Below are 22331 nucleotides of genomic sequence, written 5' to 3' on the forward strand. Positions count from 1 at the left end.
GGAGATATAAATGGGGTGCGGTTTTAACTCACCGTTGTGCCGAAGGTATAATCCTGCGTTTCGCGCACTTTCTCTCCGTAAACCTGGAACTGCCACGTTCCGGCTTCCGGAGAGGAGATCCACGCGCGGATTATAGCGTTATCGTAACCGTCGAGGTCGCTGTCGTGATAGGAGGCGTAGGTGCTTCCGCTCGGCGAGATGATCGTCAATGTCAACGACTGCTGCGGAATGAACCAGTTCAGGTTCACGAACAGCGTTGAACTCCCGGACGGGACATACGTGCTGTAATAGTCCGTCTCTCCCTGCTCTATGAGGTAGAAGGCGCAGATCCCGGCATCACCGTCCGGGGCGGCGTTCGTATCGCATTCGCTGCTCCCGGCAAAAGCCGGCGGCACCAGCAGGACCAGTGCAACCATCAGTGCAAAGATGCGGTTGTACGTCATTGTATTCACAGGAGGAGTTCTTCCGTACCTCCATTTAAGTCTTCTCTCACGCCTCTCTACACGTTCTCCGGTCGGAGGCGGATCGACTGCCCGGTGCATGTTATCCGGGAGTCGGGGGCGGGAGGATGGTGGAGAGAGCCTGCTACGCGAAACGGGCGCCGATGCCGCATTCTCCTGCAAAAATGGAGCGGCTGCTATGGCGGGCGTGACCCCCGGTGCCGGTCCTCGTTCCGTCGCGCGCATTTTCTATCGGCCGGCGCAGGAGAAATTTCCGGATGGCTGCGGCATGCTTTCGGGAGCAAAATAGATCAGGGCGCCCCGACGTGTAGAGAGGTTTGAGAGAAATCGTTTATAGAGGTACGGGAAATTATCATGCGTGGGTACCGAAACCGGTATCCCGAACGCGGCGGGAGTTCACCGGCCAAGAGCGAACCGGAGGGGTGAACGTCCCGCATGCCCGAAGGCAAAGGGAATTTGTGCTCTTCCGCTACTTGAAGGTATGTCTCCTCTGCATCCGGGAAGGAATCAGGGGGAACCAAGTTGATGAACGAGATATACGAGACGATTGGAAAGTTCCTCCTGGTCGTGTTCATCGCGGTCTGCTTCGTCATCGCGGCAGCCCTCCTGCTCCTCATTGCTCCCGCGTTCGTCGAGACGACTATGCCGAGCAACTCCTATGCGATCAAGATCACCGGCCTATCCGGTCTTGCCGTGAACGAAACCGCCACGATCATGATCCCGATCCCGGCGAACGCGGCTGGTGTTCCGGCGATGTCGGAGGAGGTGCTTACCGGTCGTTATCAGGCCTTCGGGTGGCGGACATCGATCCGGAAGACACCCTACGGAAAGATGCTTGCGTTCACGACGGCGGAAAGATACGCGCCTGATCTCTCCATATCGTCAGGTGAATTCGAGACGAAAGAAGAGCCACGGCTGCTCGTGCCCGTGCTTGCGACTCCCGGGAACGTGAGCGCCACTGAGTTCACCCGAACGTCGAGCGGGACCTATACCACGGTCGTCTTCCTCGACGGTTTCGTCCCGCCGTCGGAGAACACCACCCCGATCTCGTTCAACCTCAGGTACCGGGGAGGCGGGGGCATGAAACACCTGATAAAGGAAGATACCTGGACGGCGACGGTGAATACGACCGTTCCGGGAGCAGAGTCCGGGTTTATCCCGGTTCCGGCCGGATACCATGTCACTCCCGGGGGGATCTATCTTTGACGGGCGGTCCCGTGTGCGTCGCCCTCCCGGGACGATACTCAATTGTCGTTGGACAAAACTATCTTATCACGGAGAGGGGAATTGAATTGATCTTCGGAGAAGCGAGAACGTATCCGGTCCAGAACGGTATCTTGGAACTCTCTCCCGGCGCCGGAGAGGTTCTGAGGATGACAAACGCGCCTGCGCTCGGAATACGTTGGTCTCTCTTTTTTCTGGCTTTACGGCAGAGCGGCCGGGTCCCCGGGAGAACACTACCGACCGCACGTTATCCGTGACGGTTGCGTCCGCGTGGTGGGAAAGCGATCCCATAGGTCTGATGTGTATAGAAAAGTGACAGAAATAACTTATAGAGGCACGGGGAATTATTACGCATTGGTACTGGAACCGGTTCCAGAAAACGGCGGAGGGTCCACCCGACCAGGAGCGAATCGGATGGGTGAACGTCCCGCATGCCCGGAGGCTAATGAGATCTACGCATTCCATGTACTTAAGTGCCTTTCCGTCCTCCGGAAACAAAACGGAGTTGAAACCCATGAAACGAAAAACTGGAATGCAGGCGTTCTCCCTGATCCTGGTAGTCATTGTTGGCGTCTTCCTCACATCGGCCGGTGCGGCCTATGTGCTCCCGGAAAACCCGTCTTATGAAAATTTCAACGGCTCGGACACCGATTCGCTCTATCTCTCCCATGAAAACCTCTCGCCGCGTGAGGTGACGGATTGGCGGGACCGCATACCCACGGTTCGCGATCTCCCTCCGAACCCGGGGGAGTCTTTCCGGTATGAGGCGGTCTTCTTCCCGGATATCCCCCCTGACGCGGAGGTTGTTGGATGCCGCGCACAGGTCCTTCCCGACGGTGTCGCGGCATCCTATGCCGAGGTGACCGACGTGGCGGCCCCGGCGCCGGACGGTTTTTCGGCCCGGGCGGAGGACTGGATATCCGGCGGGGAAGCCCGGGCAGTGTGTGGATATATCCGGGATGCGGCCGGGCTGTCCGATGAGTATGTTGAGGTTGCATACCATACAACCGTCCGGAGATACCCGGGCGTCGGGCAGATAACCGCAACAACGGCCCTGTACCAGAGTTCTGCCGACGGCGATCCGGGCCACGAGTATTTCTGCCTCGGATCTTACATCGCCATGACACCGGAGGACGGCTGGAGAAACTCGGGATTTCGCGCGAGTTACGACCTGAACGCGCCGTATTACTCCCTGAAACCTTTCGACGGGTTTTTCAGCCAATCCGGCCCCCAGATCTCCCCGCGATACCCGGCATCTCCGGGAGACGTTGTCGGTAAGCTCCTGAACGCCTTCGATATCTTCGGCATATTCTCCGGGTTGTTCGGCCACACGGTCGAGTTTCACGTCCACGACACGACGGGCGTCACCGGCGATCCTGTCGTCCTTCCCGGCGTCGCGGACGGGCTTCACGCTCATGGTATGAGAGGCGTCACCTGGACTACCGGGTGCGGATACTTGACCTCAAGTGCCGCCGGTCCGCTCAACCTGACGCCGGTTTCACAGGTCGTGGGAATACAGCCCGCCGCGAACGACACCGCATGGCACGTTCTGGCGGGCGTCGGCATCGATGCGGAACCCGGCTGGTCGCGGCCCGGGGGGCAACCGCCGTCCTCCTCCCCCTGGGGTCACCTCGTCTTCATCCGCCAAGCGACGGAAGAGGCCTGATGTCGGAGGGCCGGGCGAATACCGTGCCGGCTTCAGACGGCGAAACTGTTGTGCCTGGTATGGGGAGACCAGAATCTGCAAAATTTCAGGGATACGCTGTTTTGTCACCAGCAGTCACCGAACCGGAGCACCTGTATAACAAAGGCTCCGCGTGATCGCGGCACGCTTCCGGGCGTAAAATAATCAGGGCGCCCCGACGTGTAGAGGGGTTTGAGAGAAATCGTTTATAGAGGAACGGAGAATTACTACGCGTGGGTACCGAAATCGGTATCCTGAAAACGGCGGGAGGCCCACCCGACCAGGGGCGAACCCGGATGGGTGAACGTCCCGCATGCCCGGAGGCAACAGGATGTACGCATTCCACGTACTTACTTAAACTGAAGGGTACCGCTGCAGGATATCGGTGAACCCGGGAGCGTTGTGATGAAAAAAACTTCGATTGTTCTGGTTCTCGCCGCTGTCGGGATAGCGGCAATCTGTATTCTGGTCCTCTCAGCGTTCCCGCAGGAGGAGCCTTTTGCTCCCCCCTCCCCCTTTTCTGTGGGTATTTTAGTGGTTAACCGGGACAACGTCTCTCATCAGGTCCATGTGTCGGTCTCCGGCGTGAACGGCACCCTGGATAACGCTCTGCTCTCTTCGGAGAACTTCACGTTCGTCGGTGGCGAAGAACGTATCTACTCAGTGACGATCAACCAGGTCGGGGAATACCTCTACTCCGTCTCGGTCGACGGAAATTCCCCGCACACCGCAGTAAGAGGACTCGATCCTACCGCCGGTGCCATAATCACGATCCTCTCCGATCAAGAAGTCGAGATTGCCCCGACTATCACGTAGCCCTATAATGCTCTCCGGGCGACCGACGGCGGCAATGGGTCCGATTCCGGTAGCGGGTAGTGTATCATCCTTACCGAACAATAGTTGGTATCTCTGCTATGAAATCGGTTCTCTCCTCTGCCCTCATCCTCCGGGGAGTGCTCTCCCCCTTCATTTTCACATTCCGGGCGTTCCGTCCGGGCGTCTGGGTGATCTCCGTGTCGGATCGGCACATCTTTGATCCGTGACCTCTCACGGATTCCCGGCCCGGCGGCACCGGAGGAGCCTGATAACCCCGATAATGATGATCACGACGGAGACGACGGTGATGACGAGTACCGCAAGAGAGATGAGGCCCCGGTACTCCTGGACGACGGGGACCGTACCGAGGAAATACCCGGCGGCTACAATCCCGGTGACCCAGAGGAATCCGCCGAGGGCATTGTAACCGAAGAACTTCGGGTAGCCCATGCGGACGACCCCGGCGATGAACGGTGCGAGCGTCCGGATGTAGGGGACGAACCTGGCGATGACGATGGTCAGGCCGCCGTACCGGTGGTAGAACGATTCGGTGGCGGCAACGTGCGTCTCCCGGATGGGGCACCACCTCGCCCCAAGGAGCGATCTCCCGAGGGTGGCGCCGATATGGTAGTTCGTTGCGTCGCCGAGGACCGCGGCCAGGATGAGAACGGCAATCAGGAGAAGGGGGTTGAGCACCCCGGTTGCGGAGATCACCCCGAGGATGAAGAGGAGCGAATCGCCCGGGAGAAACGGAGTCACGACGAACCCGGTCTCGCAGAAGATAATGAGGAAGATGATGAGATAGATCCAGGTCCCGTAGTTATCGATAAGCGGAAAGAGGTACTGATCGGTGTGGAGGACGAGTTCGACGAGACCCGGGAGCGACGAGAGGATCATGGCGACATCAACGTATCGGACCCGTCAGCACCTGACGGGGTTTTGGACTCTCTTCGCACGGGCGTCGCCCGCCTCCCCGCCCCCGGCAGAGAGAGGGCGGCACCATCCGGTACGGGGGTCGGGATGGGGACGAAACTGTTGCGGACAATGGTTTTTGTGGTGGTAAACACAGTCCTGTTTTTCATCCCATGGTATATATCGTTATGCGGTAAAACGGCCCCATCCGGAGAACGGGGTTAAAAAATTGACGAACCCGGGGTGCAATCGCTTCCGGGTCCCGGTCTCCGGAAAAAAGATTAGATGTAGAAGGGAGCAAGCACCAGCGTCAGGGTCGCCAGGAGCTTCACCAGCACGTGCAGGGACGGTCCGGCCGTATCCTTGAACGGGTCGCCTACCGTATCCCCCACGATGGCTGCCTTGTGAGCGTCCGATCCCTTTCCGCCGTACAGCCCGCTTTCGATGCATTTCTTGGTGTTATCCCAGGCACCGCCGCCGTTGTTCAGGACGAGCGCCATCAGGAGCCCGGTGATCGTACCGACGATCAGGAAGGCGGCCATCGCCTCGTACTTAAGGGTGAGGCCGACGGCGATCGGGAAGACGATCGCGAGTGCTCCGGGCAGAACCATGTTCTTGAGGGCGCCCCGGGTGGTGATGTCGACGCACTGGGCGTAGTCGGGCTTGTCGATGCCTGCGAGGATCTTACGCTCCCGGAACTGCCGCCGGACCTCTGCGATCACGTACTGGGCTGTCTCGCCGACGCCGCGGATGGCATACGCGGCGAAGAGGTAGACCAGCATCGCGCCGAGCAGAGCCCCGGCGAAGATGTCGACCCGGGCGAGGTTGACAATCTCGAAGGCCTGGCCGGTGTACGAGGAGACCTCGGTCATGTAGGCGGAAAAGAGCAGGAACGCCGACAGGGCGGCGCTGCCGACGGCGTAGCCCTTGGTGAGCGCCTTGGTGGTGTTCCCGGCGGAATCGAGTTTCGCGACGTTCTGGCATGCCACCTCCGAAGACTTGCTCATCTCCACGATGCCCCCGGCGTTATCCACGATCGGGCCGAAGGTGTCCATCGCGAGGATGTAGGCGCAGGGTGCGAGCATCCCCATGGTCGCAACGGCAGTCCCGTAGAGTCCGCCGTTGGCCACTCCGGAGAGTTCACCGAACTTGAAGGCAAGGAGGAGAGCCACGCTGATGGAGATTGCGTTGATTGCGGTTGTCTCGAGGGCGATGTTGAAGCCGGTGATGATGTTCATCGCCGACCCGGATGTCGAGGCCTTGGCGATCTTCTGAACCGGCCTGAACCGCTCGTCCGTGTAATACAACGTTACGTACAGGATGACGATCGAGAGGGCGAGCCCGATGAGTCCGCAGTAGAAGAACCAGATGTTCTTGAGGAGGACCATCGTAGCGATATAGAAGAATATCGCTGAGATGAATGCCGTGACGTAGTATCCCTTGTTCAGGGCACGCATCGGGTTTTTGTGTTCGGCATCTTTCATACGCACCGAGAAGATGCCGATGATCGTCGCGATCAGGCCGAAGGCGCCGATCACCAGCGGGAAGAGCACCCCGGCAAGCCCGAAGACCGGGTAGAGGGCGACAGCAAGGATCATCGCGCCGATGTTCTCGGCCGAGGTGGACTCGAAGAGATCGGCACCACGCCCTGCACAGTCCCCGACGTTATCGCCGACGAGGTCGGCGATGACAGCCGGGTTGCGGGGGTCGTCTTCGGGTATGCCCGCCTCGAACTTTCCAACGAGATCCGCTCCCACGTCGGCGGCCTTGGTGTAGATACCCCCGCCGAGCTGGGCGAAGAGGGCGATGAGCGAGGCACCCAGCCCGAAACCAACAATGAGGAACGGAGCCTCAAGGGGGTTGGAGCCGAACGCGGTAAAGATGACCGAGATTCCGATGAGCGAGAGGGCGATAATGGTCAGCCCTGAAACGGCTCCGCCGCGGAGCGCGAGAATGAGGGATTTCGCCGGACTCTTTTCGGCCGCCGCTGCGGAGACCAGGTTCGACCTGACCGCGACGCTCATCCCGATGACCCCGGATAGAGCGCTCAGGAACGCACCGAGGAGGAAGGCCACCGACGTGTGCCACGCCCTGGAGAAATCTCCGATCCCTGTCAGGGCGACGAAGATGACCACGGCGATGACTACGGCGATGATCGCGATGGTGGAGTACTGCCGCCGTATGAAGGCTTCCGCTCCTTCGCGGATGGCTGCAGCGACTGCCTGCATCTGAACGGTACCTCTATCTTCACGGATGATCTGCCGTGCAAAATACGCAGCAACAATGAGGGCGATGAGACTGATCGCCATCACGAGTGGGATTAAATCCATAATATAAGTCTTCTTCTCTTGTTATGAAAAACGTATCGTAAATATATCGGTTGCCGCTTTCACCCGCCGTTTTGCAAATCTCCGGCTGCCTGTAATGATGAACGAAGCTCGGCACCGGTTCTTTCAACGCCGGTGGAAGTGTGGTCCTCTTCGCAAATGATGGAATCCAGGTGGCACACCCTATGCCGTCCGCAAGAATGGGCGTTCACCGGTCAGGCGTTCGCCGGTCTTTTGACCTTATATCCTCTTTGCTACCGTCTCGATCGCCTCGATCAGCGTCTGCTGCTGCGGCTTGATGATCGCCACCGGGCAGTCGACGATCTTTTCTACTATCGGCGCAAGGATCGGGGCGCAGATGATTCCGAGCGCCCCCTCCTTGTCTGCCCGCGCCGCGGCGATGATGCACTCCTCGAGGGAGTCTGCCGAGTAGCCCCGGATGCGGTAACTCCGGCCGTCGATGAGAAGGTCGCGGTTGTCCAGGTCGTTGAGCAGGAACCGCGCCGCGATTACCGCGATGAAATTCTTCTCCCGGGGTTCGAGGACGTTGACGATCCGTCGGATGGTGGAGAGGCGCGGGTCCGCCTTTCCCGACGTGAGCTTGTAGAGGGTGGCGGGCGGGACCCCCGCCCGGTCCGCGAGGTCCCGGACACTCATGTTCTGCCGGGCGAGTTCTTCCTGGAGCGCTCCGGAAAAATTGGTCTCGAAGATCCTTCTTGAGAGCATTGCTCTACTATTGTAGAATATATGGGATAAATTTTTCCTATTAGGGTTAATCATTCGGCCATAAAGAAAAACTCTTATCATCCGGTGTGGCAATTGTTCCCCATGGACAGAACACCCATCCGGGAGATCACGATCCTCCCCGGCCGGGGCCGGCACGGCGAACCGGAAGGGTTCGACGCGATCACCATCCGCCCGGGCGACACGGTATCCATCGTCGGTCCGACCGGCTCCGGAAAGAGCGCTTTCATCAACGATATCGAGGTCTTCGCCCAGAACGACACCGCGACGGGGCGGACGGTCCTCGTCAACGGTGCATATCCTCCTGAAGAGTTCGTCCGCGACCCGGCGCACAAGCCAGTCGCCCTGATCACCCAGAACACCCGCTGCTTCGCCGACCTCACGGTCGAGGAGTTCCTTGCGATGCACGTCCGGTCCCGGCGGATCGAAGAAGACGGTATCGTCGATCGGACGATCAATCTCGCGAACGAGTTCACGGGCGAAGAGATCCGGTCCTGTGCCCGGATGACCGCGCTCTCCGGCGGTCAGACGCGGTCGCTCCTGGTGGCGGACGCCGTCCTTGTCGCGGCAGCGCCGGTCCTCCTCCTCGACGAGGTGGAGAACGCCGGTATCTTCAAGGAACGGGTGATCGAGGTCCTCCGAGCCGGGGGAAAGGCGGTTATCTTCGTCACGCACGACCCCCTGATCTCTCTCCTCTCCGCCCGGAGGATCGTCATGCGGGACGGAGCCGTCGAGAAGGTCATCGAACCGGACGGACGTGAGAACGACGCCCTCCGGGAGGCCCGTCGTCTTGACGGCATCCTTCATTGTATGCGGGAGAGAATCCGGGCGGGCGACCTGGTTACGGGTCGGGTCGGGGTATGAAACTCGCCATCGTCGCGGGACCGCCGTCCGCCGGGAAGACCGCCGTCGTGAGGCAGGTCATTCGCTCTCTTTCGGACCGGTACCGGATCGCCTACCTGAAAATCGACGTCGTTCGGGCGTTCGAGGACGAGGAACTCGCGGCCGAGTTCGGGATTCCGGCGCGAAAGGTCTGTTCCGGCGACCTCTGTCCGGACCACGCCGGGGTGATGGTGATGCGGGACGCCATCGCCTGGGGCGAGGAGGAGGGCGCCGACCTCCTCCTGGTCGAGAGCGCCGGGCTCTGTCTCCGCTGTTCTCCCTACACGACGCAGGGGCTCGGGATCGTCGTCCTCTCCGCCGTTTCCGGCACGAACACGCCCCTGAAGATGGCCCCGATGCTCGCGCTCGCCGACATTGCGGTCGTGACCCGGGTCGACCTCGTCTCTCAGGCCGAGAAGGAGGTCTTCCGGGAGCGGGTCCGGGAGGTGAACCCGGCCCTCGATATCGTGGAGACGAACGCCGTTCAGGGGACCGGGATGCGTTACCTCCTCCGGGTGATCGAGGACTCTTCCGACATAACCGACCCGGACGCCATCGTGCTCCGGGGTGCGCCGCCGCTCGGGGTCTGCACCATCTGTGTCGGGAAGACGGAGATCGGGTGGCGAAACCATTTCGGCGTCGTTCGGAAGCTCGAAGGCGCCGACTACCTCTACCGGGGGGAGTGACCCGTGGCATGGAGTCCCCCCGGGAAGGACTGCGGGGCCTGCGGCGCCCCGACCTGCGAGGCGTTCCTTGCCCGGGTCCGGCAGGGGGAGAGGGCGTACCCCGACTGCGTCTTCTACCACGCCGGGGCGGGTTCCTCCCGGTTCGAGGGGAGGACCCGTCATTCCGGCCGGGACGTCCTCGGCACAGAGTACGACTTCATCATCGGGCCCCTGCCCGGCGAGGTCTCGGCCCGGAAGATCGTCCTCCCCTTCCGCCCGGACCTCGTGGAGAAGTGGAACATTACGAGGGGCGACATCGTCGTCGGGAGACCGACCGGTGCGGGGTGTCCGGTCCAGCACGTCCTCTCGGTCCTCCACGCGAACCCGACGACCGGTCTTCTCACCTGTTCGGTCGTCGGTCCCGAGGTTGCCCGGGACGGCGGAGAGTTTAAGGACGTTGAGTCGTATCACATGATCGGTTTCGAGGGGATTTGCACGACGGTGCGCCGCGATCCGGTCGTCGGAATGCGGCAGCGGTTCCTGCCCGGGTTTTGTATGATGAACCTTACGCATACGGGCGTCGTGAACATGGTGCTCGCCAAATCATGCGGTCTTCATGTGCGGGTGGAGGATATCAGGTTGTTATGAAGACGCTGGCAGAGATCGACGAGAAGATCCGGAACGGCTCGGCGGTCGTCTACACCGCCGCGGAGTTCAAGCGGCTCATCCGCGAGGGTGCGGAGGTCTCGGCCGCGGACGTCGACGTGGTCACCACCGGGACCGCCGGCGTGATGTCGGGGACCGCGGCGATCCTCTCGGTGCCGGTGGCGGAGCCGGGGACGTTCGAGCGGGCGGAGCGTGCCTGGTTGAACGGGGTCTCCTGCATGCCCGGCCCCTGCCCGAACGAGCGTCTCGGGCTTCTCGACCTGATCGTCTCCGGGACCGCCCACGCCGGGGCCGGCTATGGGGGCGGCCATCTCTTCCGCGATATCGTCGAGGGGCGCGAGATCGAGGTGGTGGTAGAGGCCGCCGACCGGTCGATCGAGGCGAAGGTGACCCTCGACGACTTCGCCTACGCCCGGATCTTCACCACCCGGAGCGCTTACCGAAACTACACCGCCTACGTGAATACGCAGCCGACCCGGGTGAAGACGATCTTCTCGGTCGTGGGGCTTGCGGGGCCCTGTCGGGAGGTCTCGGTCAGCGGGTGCGGGGAGATCAACCCGCTCGAAAACGACCCCGCAAGACTCGCGATACGGGACGGGACGCCGGTCCTCCTGAACGGCTCGATCGGGATCGTGACCGGGGAAGGGACCCGGAGCACTCCTGAGAGGCCGAACCTCACGGTCATCGCCGACATGGCCGGGATGCAGCCCCGCTACATGGGCGGCTTTAAGACCTCCGCGGGACCTGAGTGCATCACGAGCCTCGGCGTCGCGATCCCGGTCCTCGACGACCGGCAGGTCGCAGGGCTCCGCGTGCTCGACGAGGCCGTCCCTCTCCCGGTGACCGACATCAACACCCGGGCCGTCCTCGGCGAAGCGACCTACGCCGACGTCTGGCAGCGGCCCGACCGGGAGGTGACCTATCACTCCGAGTGGTGCGAGGAGTGCTCGGCCTGCATCGTGGCCGCGGTCTGCCCCACGGACGCGTTCTCCCGCGAGACCGGGATCGACCGCGACCGTTGCCTCGCCTGCACCGCCTGTCTTACCGCCTGCCCGAACAACGCCCTCGAGGCCGGCGAGGGCTCGCTCCGTGTCCGGGGGCGGGGGGTCCCGATCACCCTCCGTCAGTCGGGCCGGACGCTTGCCGAAGACCTCTGCCGGGACTTAAAAGAGATGGTCCTCGACCGCCGGTTCACCTTCATCGGGGGTGAGGTGCGGTGAGAGAGAACTACCTCCTCCGGTGTCCGGCGTGCGGCCGGTCTTTTCCCGACCGTTACACCCTCGACTGCCCGTCGGGGTGCAACGCCCTTCTCCGAACCGTCTACGCGGAGCGCCGTCTCACCCCTAAAAACCTCCCGGGGATCTTCCGCTACAGTGATTGGCTCCCGGTCGAGGGTTACCTCGACATCGATGCCGGTCCGGTCTCCTACGAGAGCGTCGGTCTCGCCCGGGAGTTCGGGCTTTCAAACCTCACTATCTCTTTCTCCGGCTACTGGCCCGAGCGGGGCGGAGGGATGAAGACCTGTTCGTTCAAGGAACTTGAGGCGCAGCCGACGGTTCTTCGCCTCCGGGAGAAGGGGGCGGGGGTTCTCCAGGTTTCGTCGGCGGGGAACACCGGCCGGGCGTTCTGCGAGGTATCGGGACTGACCGGGGCCCCGATCGTGGTGGTGGTCCCGACGGCCGCCGCCGATCGGCTCTGGACGACCGTTCCGGCGGAAAACGTCTGTCTCATCACGGTTGACGGCGATTACTTCGACTCCATCGCGTTCGGGAGGGAGGTCTGTTCCCTCCCCGGCATCGTCCCGGAGGGCGGGGCGAAGAACGTCGCCCGCCGCGACGGGATGGGGACGGTGATGCTTGATGCGACGCTTGCTCTCGGCCGGCTCCCCGACTGCTACTTCCAGGCGGTCGGGAGCGGGACCGGAGGGATCGCCGCATGGGAGGCGGCGGAGCGTCTCGTCGCCGACGGGCGGTTCGGCTCGCGCCTCCCGGCCCTCCACCTCTCCCAGAACCTCCCCTTCGCCCCGATGGTCCGGGCCTGGGAGGTGGGGAGGCAGGAAATTGTTCCTGAAGTGGATATGCCCGACGTCGAGGCCGCGATCGCCCGGGTCTCTGCCGGCGTTCTCACGAACCGCCACCCGCCCTGGGGGGTCCGCGGCGGGGTCTACGACGCCCTCGCGGCCTCCGGTGGGAGGATGTATGCAGTCTCGAACGACGACGCACGGAGCGCCGGGCGGCTCTTTGCCGATACCGAGGAGATCGACCTCGACCCGGCGGCCGCGGTCGCCGTCGCGTCGCTTTCCCGGGCGGTGGAGGGCGGGTTCATCGGCCCGAAGGAACGGGTGCTCCTGAACGTGACCGGCGGGGGCTACGAGCGTGCGGCGGAAGACCTCGACCGCTACCCGATCGAGCCCTTCATCCGGGCGGCTGCCGGGGCAGCTTTCGAGGGAGACCTTCGGGATGCTGTTTCGGCCTGGCTCGCGGAGCAGGGGGTGACGGTCCGTGCGTGAGGGTCGTGTCCTCGACCGCCTCTCGTCTCTCGGGGTCGATACCGTGGCGGCCCTCCCCTGCGACCGGACGCAGGACCTCTGTGCCCTTCTCCCGGAGCGGTTCCATACGGTGAACCTGACCAGGGAGGAGGACGGCGTCGGGATCTCGGCCGGGCTCGCGATGGCGGGGGCACGATCGGTGCTGCATATGCAGAGTTCGGGGCTCGGGAACTCCTTAAACGCGATCATGTCGCTCACGGTGACCTTCGGCCTCCCCCTCCCGATCCTCGCGAGCTGGCGAGGGGTCTACCGGGAGGCGATCCCGGCCCAGGTGCCGTTCAACCGGGCGGTCCCGGAGGTTCTCGCGGCGCTCGGGATTCCGTATACGATCATCCGCGATCCTTCGGACGAGGGGTTGATCGATACGGTCGTCCGGGACGCCTACGAATCGATGCGGCCGCACGTGGGGTTGATCCTTCCCTCGTTCTGGGAGGGAACGGATGAAGCCTGCCCGGCGGAGCAGGCGTTCCCGCCCCGGGCCCGGGAGTCGGCGCTCGACTATCGGCGGGCGTTCCGCGAACCGGTGATGACCCGGAACGATGCGATCCGGGTCATCGCGGCCGCCCTCGGCGATGAGGCGGTCGTTGCGAACATCGGCGTCCCCTCAAAGGAACTCTACACGGCAAACGACCGGGACCTGAACTTCTACATGCTCGGGAGCTACACCCAGGCGACGCCGATCGGGCTCGGGCTCTCGATTGCGGCGGATAAGGATGTCGTCGTCCTCGACGGCGACGGGAGCCTCCTCGGGACCGCCGTCCTCCCGGTGGTGGTGGCACAGGCGCCGGAGAACCTCACGATCGTCTGCCTGGACAACGGGGCCTTCGGGAGCACCGGGAACCAGCCGACGAACGCCTGCTGCCAGGTGGACATGGAGCTCCTCGCCCTCGCCGCCGGACTCAAAAAGACGTGCAAGGTGCAGGACGCAGAGGAGTTAAAAGATGCCTGGGAGGACCGGGGACGGGGGCCGAACTTCATCCATGTCGTGTTGAAACCGGGGAACGCGGCGGTCCCGAACATCCCGCTCGCCCCGGGGGAGATCCGGGAGCGGTTTATGCGGGCGCTTTTGGGGTGACCCTCCGGAACGCTTCTCTTCTCCTGTATCGCGCGACCCTTCAGGCACTCCCCGGACGGCCGCACCTCTTTTTCGGATATAGGCCGATGTTTTTTCCCGGCGGCGGTTCTGTCCCATTGGTTTCGGGAACATCCCCCGGACATGTAAAGAAAATGGACAGAATTTATAAATAGACTTACGCCCACGTCATTGTGTGAGTGCGAGGATGCGTCCGCAAAAGTTCGTGGGGTCCTCCCATCCCTGCTTGACGGCCGGATGGTGCACCCGTGCGTCGGGAAAAAGAGGGTTAGTACGCACTTGTGATGCAACCCTCTCTTTCTCTGTATAGTAAGCAATGGAGACAATAGAAAAATGAAAGTAGGAAGTGGATTTTTCCCGTTTCTGGCAGTATTGATACTATGTGTGCTAATATCTGCTGGTGCGGTTTCTGCAACACCGAGCGATCTGAGTACGTCCATGGTTGAAAAAATGCCTGTAGAGGAGATCTCCGAGGCTGACATTCAGGCTGGTATTGAATACCTGAATGCGCACGATCATGTTCTTCACAGGTATGGGACACTGCCTGCCCTCAAAGACACAAGGATGCGGTGCACCTGGGAAGACAGCCTTGATAAGTTCGTGGCTGATGCCAGATGCGATATCGAGCCCTTGTTCTACCCTGAGGGTCCGATTCACGGTTTTGGATATGATATTGAAGGCTACGTGTTCGTCTCCATCGTTGACAATCGGACGATGGATTCCGAAGCGATGGATAACCTTTACGGGACGCTTGAGAGCCGGGGAAGGACTATGGGTATCAGCAACATTCCGGTCAAGTTCATCTCATCCCCGCTCGTTGAACTCGACAGTTATCCCCCCGAGAGCCGTTCTAGTTACTGTAGACCGATCATCGGAGGACTGATGCTACAAACAAGCCTTCCTGGAGGGACCGGAGAAGCGACAACAGGATTTGCAGCACAAACCAGTTCAGGAAGTCAGGGCTATGTTATTTCAGGACACTGTACTGAGGGTGCTGGCACAAAAGTCTATCAGCCGACTATTGGTTTTGATGCGGGTACAGTGTCTACGGACGGTGGTACCTACTCTGACGCAGCTTGGGTCCCTTTCAATAACGTTGTAGCTCGCATTTACACTACGCCCTCAGTAACTAGTGCAATAAAGGGCTATTATAGTGATCCGGGCTCTGGGCTAAGTGTTGTTATGTCGGGAAAAAACATCGGAACTCTCATTCGGGCAAGTTCTTAGAACGGGTGAGGAGTTCAACTCTCATTATAAACGAATGCTCCAGAATCAGCGGTATACGACCTATGCTTCTTCAGGTGGTGATAGCGGAGCACCTGTTTTTCATGTCGAGCCCAATCATGATCGGATACTTGTGGGTATCCACTGGGGGCATAGCGATGATTACTCTGTATTCTCTCCAATTTCAGGGGTGACAGCTGATTTGGGTGTAACGCCCCTTACGGTCTAAGGTAAAGCCAGTAATCGAGGACTATTTTACATCCTTTTTTAGAAATCTGTTCTGTCAACGCCCTCATCTATGGTGATATCTGTGGTCGCTTGAGCGGCCTTTGGGGTTATGGTAACTATGCGTCGCCGAAAAGGAACTTTGAGGACATTGGCACTTTACACATGGATACTGGAATGACCCTCCCGCGGTATACGGGGGCCCCTCATCCCTGCTTGACGGCCGGATGGCGCACCCCACATGCCCGGAGGCAATGAGGTATATGCATTCTTCCTACTTGAATTATGCCCCGTCCTCCCGTGGGTTAAATTGAGGTCTTCGTTATGGAACTAAAAATGGTTGGTACACTTGTCTGTCTCGCTCTGGCGTTCGCAGTCGGGTGCATGTGGGTTCTTGGTCTTGGTCAGGCTCCGGTGAGTCTTCTTCCCACCGTGGCGGGCGCAGGTGAAGGTACGTGCTCTCTCGCCGCAGAGTTCCCGGAAGTGCAGGGCTCGTATACGCTCTACCAGGTGGTCCTGGTCACTGTCACGGAGGAGCGGGTCCGGGAGATTGCGGAACGGTTCGGGCTCTCGGGAGAACCGAAAGCGGTCAGCGAGGTGACCGGGGAGTTCCTCCTTGTCGACGCCCCGAAGGAGCCGGAAGAGCAGGTATCGGTGTATGCGCATTCCCGCGGGGTGGCCTACCACATCCTTGACAAAGCGCTCCCGACCGAAGTGACCGAGCAGCCTGACCTTCCCTCGGACGCGGAGGCGGAAAAGATTGCTCTTGCACTCCTGGAGAAGACCGGGGACTGTCCGCCCTCACGCGCGCTCCGGGATAGCGTAGAGGAGCCGTATGTCGAATATATATCTTTGCCGATGAGGGAAAACGGTGAAGTCTGCTCCCCCTCTCATATTTTTGAGATGTTTGTAGCCGGGATCCAGGGCGGATCACGGCAAAGGAGTATGCCCTGGTCGCCTTCGGCATCGTCGTCCTCTCCATGCCGGTCCTGCTTCGCTGGCTCAGCCTCTCCCTGTGGGGGATCTTTATCCATGCGGTCCTTTTCACCGCCGCTCTCCTCCTCTGGTTCTTTCGACCGACCCTCGCCGGGGGGAGCATCCCGATGCGGGAGTATGCCTGGCCTGTCGTGATCGCCTTTTGCCTGTCGTTGCTGTTCCTCTCCTGGTTCGGCACTGTTTCTTTCGTTCTGTTTCAGCTGCATGGATCTTTTTCCCTGATCACCGGGGGTTCGACGTCCTGCTTCCGGTCCTCGGGGTTCTCGGCCCGCCCCGGCAGATCGGAAGCGCCCGAAAACGGCGGCAGGATGCGTGACGCTCCGCCCCGGGTCTAGAGTGGCACCGTCGTAATCAGTGGGATGATGAGTGGATCTTCGATCAAGACGAGGAGATCCGGTATGGGAAGCGGGTTTCAGGGCCGCACTTTTCTGCTACTGGTGGACATGGAACTCCTCGCCCTCGCCGCCGGGATCCGGCAGACCCGCAAGGTGCAGGACGAAGAAGAACTCGTGGAGGCATGGGAGAGCCGGGGGCGGGGCCCGAACTTTATTCATGTGGTGTTAAGACCCGGGAACGCGGCGGTCCAGAATATCCCGCTTGCTCCGGCGGAGATCCGGGAGCGGTTTGTGCGGGGGTTTCAGGGGTGAGGTACTCCCTGGATGTAGACCTCCCGGTCGTAGCCCCGGGTGAAGAGGAAGAGGACCCTGAGGTGGTCCTCCCGAATGTCCAATTTTTTAGACATATGTCCAGAATTTTGGACGGTCCATGGCATCAGGGTTTCGGTCGGCGAGCGGCCGCCGGGATCGTTCCTGCCTCTGCCATCCGGCGCAGCTCACGTTTCCAGCCCGTTGTGGTCGTTTTCAGGGTGAATTTCCACCTGCCGGGCCTGATGTGTAGATGATTGTGAGAGAGATCGTTTATAGGAGAACGTTGATGTCTCCACTGTGGATTCCGGTATAAACCGGTTTACATCTCCGGAGGAGTCATTTATGGAAGAGGGCAGGTCCTATCAATCCGTATGCTACCAACTCTTGAGAGCCCTGTCGGTGCCGGTCACTGTCCTGGCCTTTTTTCCCCTGTTGGTGATCGTTTTTCTGGTACCGATCGTGATCGTGCCGGATCCACGAGCTTTAATCGGGGTTGGTTATGCCGCGGCGCTGACCCTGTCATTTGTCTATTTCGGCCTGAAACTGCGAAAGATGGGTGAGTGATGGGGGCATGAAACGTCGGATCATTAGTACCTATAACAAAGCGAGTGAAGCATGCGGCAGAAGATATCGCTGGACACGATTCTTAACGGGACTGTTTTTCGTGTTGCTCCTTCTCTTGCTCTTCTACGACCCTATCAGGGGGTTCCATCCGGCGCTCGACCCCTTCTTCATGCTCTTTGTCCAGACTGTCGGTCTCGTTTTCCTGGTGCTCACTGTATTTTGCATCATCGGTCTGGTGTTCCTTGTTATCCGGCGCCTCTATAGCGTATGCCGTGGCGAATGACGGTGGTTATCTGATAGATTAACCTGGGATCGATTGCCTTGAACATACATGCCGGGAATCCATATATGTGGAGAACGCGCCCGGAACCCGGGCATAGGCAGTTAGATACGGATAAAAAAAAGCAACACTTTTATCGTCACCGGGCTTACAAAACGTCATGGTGCGATGGCCCTTGACTATCAGGATCGCTCTGGTTGCCTTCTGCCTCCTGGCTGCTCTCGTCTACCGTGTGCGCCACCTCTATTCAACCTGTTTATGGCGCATACCCGGAAAGATTGCCTTCGGATCTGACCGCGTTGTATCTCTGGAACGAACCCCCGAGCATCCTCATCCTCGAGTTCGTGTGCGTATCCGCCCCGGTGCTCTTCGTCTCGGTGCAACTCCTCTTCTCTCTGTCCTTATGGCTGCGGCTTGGCCAGAAAAGACTCGCCTGCCAGAATATCCTTGAAAACGAGATACAGAATGTGGTGTATACATGTATCCGGGAGAATCCGGGGATTCGCATGCGATCTCTTTCTCAAATGCTGGGGGTGAGTATCGGATCCCTCCGGTATCATGTGGGTGTGCTGTGCCAGATGCCCATCTCCATCGCATCTCTGAACACACTTGCCGATCGAAAACAGGTATCTCTACCAGAAGAGGCTCTTTCCTATGCGCTCCGCGCCCGAGGAGTGATGTACCTTCGCATTTTCATAAACATCTCCCGGACGTGTAAAGAAATCGGACAGAATTTATAAGTAAACTCGTGCCCATGTCATTGTGTGGGCGCGAGGATGCGTCTGCAAGAGTTCGTGGGGTCCCTCCATCCACGGTTGACGCCCGGATGATAGAGCCCCGCAAGCCCGGAGGCAAAGAAAGTTTACGCACTTTGCGTACTTAAATGTGTGCGTCTGCCTCCGGGAACAGTAACAGGAGGTAACAAGGATGAAGAAAGGAAAAGGAGTTCTATCGGTGCTGGCAGTGCTGATGCTCTTTGTATCAGTATCTGTCGGGGCAGTTTTTGCGGCTCAAATCGATGTGGAAACGCCGGTAGAGAAGATTACAGACGACATGGGAATTCTGGAAACAATAGATCTGGGAAGCATGTCTACGGATGGCGACGGCGATACTGCATACGCGGTCGGTGTGGGGCCCGTCACCGTTTCGGCCGGGTATAACACTTTCACAGCGTCGTACAGCAACAAGAATGACCGACCTCTTGACGGTCAGGGAGCAGTTTATCGTCTGACGGTATGGGATGCCCGGGGCGTGGCGCACCCTAGCGATGATCTAAAAGTTGACGCTGCGGGAAGTGGTACGATCAGCGTGAGCTTCGATTCACGAGGCAGCGGCGACGCCCAGTATGAACTGTGGTGTCGGACACACGACTGGTTGGAGACAGAGATGGATTCTAGTAGATACACCGAAGACCTTGACTATGTCTGAAGAAAGTGCATCCTCTTGGATGCACCATTTTAAAGCGGAACGGTGATCTTTTGAATAGGAAAATAGTATACACCATCGTCCTGATGGTGGGTCTTGCAGGTGTCCTGGCGTATGGTGCTCTGGTGTATGTAACGTTGTATGCCTGGGAAGAGGTTGCGGTGAGCACTGCCAGTTCGAGCGGCAGTGTTGTCTTTCTGGACAATATCTCCCATGGCACTCACCATCTCGGTTCTGTTCATGCCAGCCTCGAGAGCGACATCGACATATCGTATTCTAACCCGATATCCCCTTCCATCGAGACTGGGATAGGAATTAACACCTTCACTACTTCATGGAACGACATCCGGAGAGATGGATCCAGCGGCGGGAAGACAGCCGTCTTTACCCTGACGGTCTGGGATTCTGCCGGGGTACCACATAGCACCTCTCTTAAATCCGGGCGGAGCGGTTCTGGAACGATGAGCGTATCGCTCTTTTCACCCGAGCCCGGAGAGGGACGATTTGAACTCACGTCGACCATACTCGAAAGGAGACTGAACCCCTCTGCTCTATCCGATCGCTGAAATGAGAGAGATATATGGACGGAAAATCTGCATTGCCCTGCTGCTCTTCATCCTTGCTGGCAGCGGCATAGCGCATGCATCCGCTCAGCCGGGTGAAGACGTGCAGATCGATCCGACGAATGATGAGCTCTCGGTGGCAGGTACGGAAAACGCCCGGCAAACGGCGCTTGAAAAACCTGAGATCGGAGATACCGCCGCGTATAACGGGTCTAAAAGTGCATTCAGTGCATTCTATAATCCTGTGCTTCTGGGGATTGCTCTGGGAGCCGTGATCATGCTCTCGGTGGGGTACTATCTCATCCGAATATATCGCAGGAGGAATGCACCGTAATGCGGCGGAATTCGCGCTTTTTACTTCTCTGGACGATGAGCGAGAGATAGTTTCCGGAGTTCTGGTTTGGGACAATGCCTGGGTTACGGTAACGGTTTCATAACAGGTGGATGAGGCATGCGGCAAAGAGTTTCAGACTTGGTTTTAACAGGATTGTTTGCCGTGATGCTCTTCCTCCTACTTTTCTATCACACCATTAGGGAGTTTTATCCGGAGATCGATCCCTTCCTCATGATCTTTGGCCAGGTTGTCGGTCTTGTTCTCATGATACTCATTATATTCTGTTTTGCTGGCCTGGTTTTGCTGGTCATCCGGCGTTTGCATCGCCGCTTCTATCGCCGTTAGGCGGCTATTCATTCGGTGCCTGGTTGTTCTTTGGCTGTAGAGAAGATGTAGGTCAAACGGGGATACATGTGATCCTGGTTGGTCCGGACACTCCCTCGCTGACGCAGGTATTCGCCTCGAAGGGATAAGATCGAACGTGGTATCCATCCAGAGTTTCTTTGTGTGGAAGGGGGTGTAAGAATGCCTCGCAGCTGGACATTTGATATTCATCTGATTGCATCCGGCCTCATTCTCCGGGATTTAGCAAATTTCCCCGGATCCCTATTGGGCAAACGGATGTCCTCCTTCTCTTGCCAGAAGCTGACACTTCGTCTGTATATAAAACGTGTAAAGAAATGGGACAGAATATTTATGCAGAGTGTCTCCGAAGTCTCTATCAGTGGATTTTGATGAAATTCAACCGCCTTATTGGGCTCCTGGCCATCTTTGCTCTCATCATTCCGATGGTTTCAGCAGGCAGTGTCGAAAGTGGAAACAATGTAACCACGTTAGACCTCCCACAAGCAAATGGGTTCATAACCCGTGAATATTATACCATCACACAGGGGGAGACCGATTCCTATAGTTGCAACGTACCGGTTGGTACATCTACACTGCAGTTCGATCTGGACTGGTTTACTCCCGATTACTCTTTGAGACTGAATATCTACAGGCCCGACGGGAGCCTGTACGGTTCTTATCATGATGACGATGATGGTCGCGAACCTGATGGGCGGATTTATCTCAAGATATCCAACCCTGCATCCGGGCTCTGGAAATTTAAGGTCTATGGAGAGCGTGTGACCGGAACTCAACTGTATGCATTTAGTTATTTCTAAAACCAAATCTTTTTATTGCCACTGGCCTTATGCATTCCCATGGCTCCAGAGTCACGAATTTCCAGAATCGCCCTGGTCGCCTTCTACATCCTACTACTGTCGTCTACCGTGTGCGCCACCCCTATTCAGCCTGTTTATGGCGCATACCCGGAGCAGTTACCTTCAGGTCTAACTCCGCTGTATCCCTGGAACGAACCCCTGAGTATCCTCATCCTTGAATTCGTGTGCGTATCCGCCCCGGCGCTCTTCATTCCAATACAGTTACTGTTCTCGCTGTTTGTGTGGCTGTATCTTGGTCATAAGAGGGTTTCATGTCGGAATGTTCTGGGCAACGAAAATCGAAACGCGGTGTATACGTGCATTCTAGAGAATCCGGGGGCATCCATGCGGTTTATTTCCCAAACATTGGGGATGAATATCGGGACTCTCCGGTATCATGTGGGGGTACTATGCCGGATGGGAAAGGTCGTTGCCGAGCAGAACAACGGAGGAATGAGGCACTACGTCGATGTGGGCACCTGCTCCGATCTGGAGAAGGTATTGGCCGGATGCCTCAACGAGCATCCAAAGATCCGAATAATAAACCTTGTTCTGCAGCACCCGGGAATTACGAGGAAGGATATCGCGTCCCGGCTCATCATGTCGGGCCCGAACATCACCTGGCATATGAAGTCGTTGATCCGGGAGGGCATTGTCAGGAGCGAGAGGGATGGGCGGAATGTGCGATACTATCTCTGCCCGGATGTGAAGGAGTATATAGCAGTACACAAGTCATGGCATCTCGTGAATACCAGAAAAGGAGCTTCGGGTACCGGGACCTGATGCCGGCCTGAGACCCTGATTTCATCCTCCTGCCTTTTTTTCGGTTCGTCCTGCGAACTCTATATA

24 protein-coding genes are annotated in these 22331 nt (G+C 58.9%); 20 read left to right on the forward strand and 4 right to left on the reverse strand.

Annotated features, from left to right (window positions below; translation table 11 throughout):
* Positions 1–23: 23 nt before the first annotated feature.
* Positions 24–443, reverse strand: coding sequence for a PPC domain-containing protein (locus tag BRA42_RS05450; RefSeq protein ID WP_342686006.1), 420 nt, complete (start codon positions 441–443; stop codon positions 24–26).
* 543 nt (positions 444–986) lie between these two features.
* Between BRA42_RS05450 and BRA42_RS05455 the strand changes: the two genes are divergently transcribed.
* From BRA42_RS05455 to BRA42_RS05465, 3 genes are all read left to right on the forward strand, one after another.
* Positions 987–1667, forward strand: coding sequence for a hypothetical protein (locus BRA42_RS05455; protein WP_342770550.1), 681 nt, complete (start codon positions 987–989; stop codon positions 1665–1667).
* Between the two features lie 532 nt (positions 1668–2199).
* Positions 2200–3351: a hypothetical protein gene (locus BRA42_RS05460; protein WP_342770549.1), complete on the forward strand. Its 1152-nt coding sequence runs from the start codon at positions 2200–2202 to the stop codon at positions 3349–3351.
* Between the two features lie 423 nt (positions 3352–3774).
* Positions 3775–4185 (forward strand): hypothetical protein, encoded by a 411-nt coding sequence (locus BRA42_RS05465; RefSeq protein ID WP_292409869.1) that lies wholly within the window; start codon positions 3775–3777, stop codon positions 4183–4185.
* A 231-nt stretch (positions 4186–4416) separates the two neighbouring features.
* On the opposite strand, the gene BRA42_RS05470 is transcribed toward BRA42_RS05465, so the two are convergent.
* The 3 genes from BRA42_RS05470 to BRA42_RS05480 all read right to left on the reverse strand — a co-directional run bounded on the left by BRA42_RS05470 (position 4417) and on the right by BRA42_RS05480 (position 8150).
* Positions 4417–5082, reverse strand: coding sequence for a VTT domain-containing protein (locus BRA42_RS05470; protein WP_292409867.1), 666 nt, complete (start codon positions 5080–5082; stop codon positions 4417–4419).
* 296 nt (positions 5083–5378) lie between these two features.
* Positions 5379–7427 carry a sodium-translocating pyrophosphatase gene (locus tag BRA42_RS05475; protein ID WP_292409866.1) on the reverse strand — a complete coding sequence of 683 codons (2049 nt, stop codon included), beginning with the start codon at positions 7425–7427 and terminating at the stop codon, positions 5379–5381.
* A 237-nt stretch (positions 7428–7664) separates the two neighbouring features.
* The gene (locus tag BRA42_RS05480) at positions 7665–8150 is read right to left on the reverse strand and encodes a helix-turn-helix domain-containing protein (RefSeq protein ID WP_292409864.1); all 486 of its coding nucleotides are present in this window, start codon (positions 8148–8150) and stop codon (positions 7665–7667) included.
* 102 nt (positions 8151–8252) lie between these two features.
* Here BRA42_RS05480 and BRA42_RS05485 point away from each other — a divergent pair, with 102 nt between their 5' ends.
* From BRA42_RS05485 to BRA42_RS05560, 17 genes are all read left to right on the forward strand, one after another.
* The gene (locus BRA42_RS05485; protein WP_292409862.1) at positions 8253–9032 is read left to right on the forward strand and encodes an ATP-binding cassette domain-containing protein; all 780 of its coding nucleotides are present in this window, start codon (positions 8253–8255) and stop codon (positions 9030–9032) included.
* Positions 9029–9736 (forward strand): GTP-binding protein, encoded by a 708-nt coding sequence (locus BRA42_RS05490; protein ID WP_292409861.1) that lies wholly within the window; start codon positions 9029–9031, stop codon positions 9734–9736. The genes BRA42_RS05485 and BRA42_RS05490 overlap by 4 nt, the downstream gene beginning before the upstream one ends.
* Before the next feature lie 3 nt (positions 9737–9739).
* Entirely contained in the window at positions 9740–10363 is a 624-nt protein-coding gene (locus BRA42_RS05495) for a (Fe-S)-binding protein (RefSeq protein WP_292409859.1), read from the forward strand.
* Positions 10360–11601, forward strand: coding sequence for a methanogenesis marker 16 metalloprotein (locus BRA42_RS05500; RefSeq protein WP_292409856.1), 1242 nt, complete (start codon positions 10360–10362; stop codon positions 11599–11601). The genes BRA42_RS05495 and BRA42_RS05500 overlap by 4 nt, the downstream gene beginning before the upstream one ends.
* Positions 11598–12890 (forward strand): cysteate synthase, encoded by a 1293-nt coding sequence (locus BRA42_RS05505; RefSeq protein WP_342770548.1) that lies wholly within the window; start codon positions 11598–11600, stop codon positions 12888–12890. Before BRA42_RS05500 ends, BRA42_RS05505 begins: the two co-directional genes overlap by 4 nt.
* Positions 12883–14004, forward strand: a complete 1122-nt coding sequence (gene comE, locus BRA42_RS05510) for a sulfopyruvate decarboxylase subunit beta (protein ID WP_342770547.1) — start codon at positions 12883–12885, stop codon at positions 14002–14004. The genes BRA42_RS05505 and comE overlap by 8 nt, the downstream gene beginning before the upstream one ends.
* Positions 14005–14355: 351 nt before the next feature.
* On the forward strand, positions 14356–15249 hold the full coding sequence (locus BRA42_RS05515; protein ID WP_292409852.1) for a hypothetical protein: 894 nt from the start codon (positions 14356–14358) through the stop codon (positions 15247–15249).
* Positions 15250–15795: 546 nt separating this feature from the next.
* Positions 15796–16602: a hypothetical protein gene (locus BRA42_RS05520; RefSeq protein ID WP_292409850.1), complete on the forward strand. Its 807-nt coding sequence runs from the start codon at positions 15796–15798 to the stop codon at positions 16600–16602.
* A 263-nt stretch (positions 16603–16865) separates the two neighbouring features.
* Positions 16866–17114, forward strand: a complete 249-nt coding sequence (locus tag BRA42_RS05525) for a hypothetical protein (RefSeq protein WP_292409849.1) — start codon at positions 16866–16868, stop codon at positions 17112–17114.
* Between the two features lie 342 nt (positions 17115–17456).
* Positions 17457–17678, forward strand: coding sequence for a hypothetical protein (locus tag BRA42_RS05530; RefSeq protein ID WP_292409848.1), 222 nt, complete (start codon positions 17457–17459; stop codon positions 17676–17678).
* 103 nt (positions 17679–17781) lie between these two features.
* Positions 17782–17961: a hypothetical protein gene (locus BRA42_RS05535; RefSeq protein WP_342685997.1), complete on the forward strand. Its 180-nt coding sequence runs from the start codon at positions 17782–17784 to the stop codon at positions 17959–17961.
* A gap of 503 nt (positions 17962–18464) precedes the next feature.
* Positions 18465–18698, forward strand: coding sequence for a hypothetical protein (locus BRA42_RS14505; RefSeq protein WP_394339237.1), 234 nt, complete (start codon positions 18465–18467; stop codon positions 18696–18698).
* 187 nt (positions 18699–18885) lie between these two features.
* Positions 18886–19386 carry a hypothetical protein gene (locus tag BRA42_RS05540; protein ID WP_292409845.1) on the forward strand — a complete coding sequence of 167 codons (501 nt, stop codon included), beginning with the start codon at positions 18886–18888 and terminating at the stop codon, positions 19384–19386.
* Between the two features lie 50 nt (positions 19387–19436).
* Complete coding sequence (locus BRA42_RS05545) at positions 19437–19949, forward strand: hypothetical protein (RefSeq protein ID WP_292409843.1); 513 nt, start codon at positions 19437–19439, stop codon at positions 19947–19949.
* A 1-nt stretch (position 19950) separates the two neighbouring features.
* Positions 19951–20280: a hypothetical protein gene (locus BRA42_RS05550; protein ID WP_292409842.1), complete on the forward strand. Its 330-nt coding sequence runs from the start codon at positions 19951–19953 to the stop codon at positions 20278–20280.
* 734 nt (positions 20281–21014) lie between these two features.
* A complete protein-coding gene (locus tag BRA42_RS05555; RefSeq protein WP_292409840.1) occupies positions 21015–21443 on the forward strand; it encodes a pre-peptidase C-terminal domain-containing protein in 429 nt (142 codons plus the stop codon).
* 39 nt (positions 21444–21482) lie between these two features.
* Positions 21483–22265 carry a winged helix-turn-helix transcriptional regulator gene (locus tag BRA42_RS05560; protein WP_292409838.1) on the forward strand — a complete coding sequence of 261 codons (783 nt, stop codon included), beginning with the start codon at positions 21483–21485 and terminating at the stop codon, positions 22263–22265.
* Positions 22266–22331: the final 66 nt, after the last annotated feature.

This window comes from Methanoculleus sp. UBA374 (assembly GCA_002508705.1).
GTDB classification, from domain to species: domain Archaea; phylum Halobacteriota; class Methanomicrobia; order Methanomicrobiales; family Methanoculleaceae; genus Methanoculleus; species Methanoculleus palmolei.